Source organism: Polaribacter sp. 20A6 (assembly GCF_011378915.1).
Classification (GTDB): Bacteria; Bacteroidota; Bacteroidia; order Flavobacteriales; family Flavobacteriaceae; genus Polaribacter; species Polaribacter sejongensis.
The window spans coordinates 1-1,380 of the sequence record NZ_WTPZ01000029.1 but is presented as its reverse complement, the minus strand read 5'-3'; the positions used below and the strand labels follow the sequence as shown (position 1 = coordinate 1,380).

Here is a 1,380-nt window from a genome sequence, read left to right as displayed (position 1 = left end):
CGTTACTCATGTCAACATTCGCACTTCTGATACCTCCAGCCTGCCTTACAGCTTGACCTTCAACGGCTTACAGAACGCTCCTCTACCATGCCTAATAAATTAAGCATCCGTAGCTTCGGTGTACAGTTTGAGCCCCGTTATATCTTCCGCGCAGGCCGACTCGACTAGTGAGCTATTACGCTTTCTTTAAAGGATGGCTGCTTCTAAGCCAACCTCCTAGCTGTCTAAGCCTTCCCACATCGTTTCCCACTTAACTGTAACTTTGGGACCTTAGCTGACGGTCTGGGTTGTTTCCCTTTCCACAACGGACGTTAGCACCCGCTGTGTGTCTCCCGTAATTGCACTCATTGGTATTCGGAGTTTGCATGGGGTTGGTAAGTCGGGATGACCCCCTAGCCCAAACAGTGCTCTACCCCCAATGGTGAGATACGAGGCGCTACCTAAATAGCTTTCGAGGAGAACCAGCTATCTCCGAGCTTGATTAGCCTTTCACTCCTATCCACAAGTCATCTCCAGACTTTTCAACGTATGTGAGTTCGGTCCTCCAGTTAGTGTTACCCAACCTTCAACCTGCTCATGGATAGATCGCCCGGTTTCGGGTCTATTCCCAGCAACTAAACGCCCTATTAAGACTCGGTTTCCCTACGGCTCCGCTATGTGCTTAACCTTGCTACTGAAAATAAGTCGTTGACCCATTATACAAAAGGTACGCAGTCACGGAACTAAGTCCGCTCCCACTGCTTGTACGTACACGGTTTCAGGATCTATTTCACTCCCCTCACAGGGGTTCTTTTCGCCTTTCCCTCACGGTACTGGTTCACTATCGGTCAGTCAGGAGTATTTAGCCTTGGAGGATGGTCCCCCCATATTCAGACAGGATATCACGTGTCCCGTCCTACTCGTTTTCATTGAAATGGTGTTTTCGTATACGGGGCTATCACCCTTTACTGCGGCACTTTCCAGAGCCTTCTACTAACACCAAATCAACTTAAGGGCTAATCCCCTTTCGCTCGCCGCTACTTAGGGAATCTCGGTTGATTTCTTTTCCTCCGGGTACTTAGATGTTTCAGTTCCCCGGGTTCGCCTCGTATGGCTATGTATTCACCATACGATACCCGCAAGCGGGTGGGTTTCCCCATTCGGACATGTTCGGATCAAAGCTTGTTTATCAGCTCCCCGAACCTTTTCGCAGATTACCACGTCCTTCATCGCCTCTGACTGCCAAGGCATCCACCGTGCACGCTTGGTCACTTGACCATATAACCCAAAATAGTTTCGGATCACATACCAAAGAGCTTTTGTGTCTCTCTGGATTTACGATAATAGAAGTCACTAGGTTAAAGTGAACTTCCACCGGTTTAACGCTTGATTTATCGTTAT

1 rRNA gene is annotated in these 1,380 nt (G+C 48.6%); it reads right to left on the bottom strand.

What is annotated here, in order from left to right:
* A 23S ribosomal RNA gene (locus GQS57_RS18220) occupies positions 1–1,257 on the bottom strand; the annotation flags it as partial.
* Positions 1,258–1,380 lie beyond the last annotated feature (123 nt).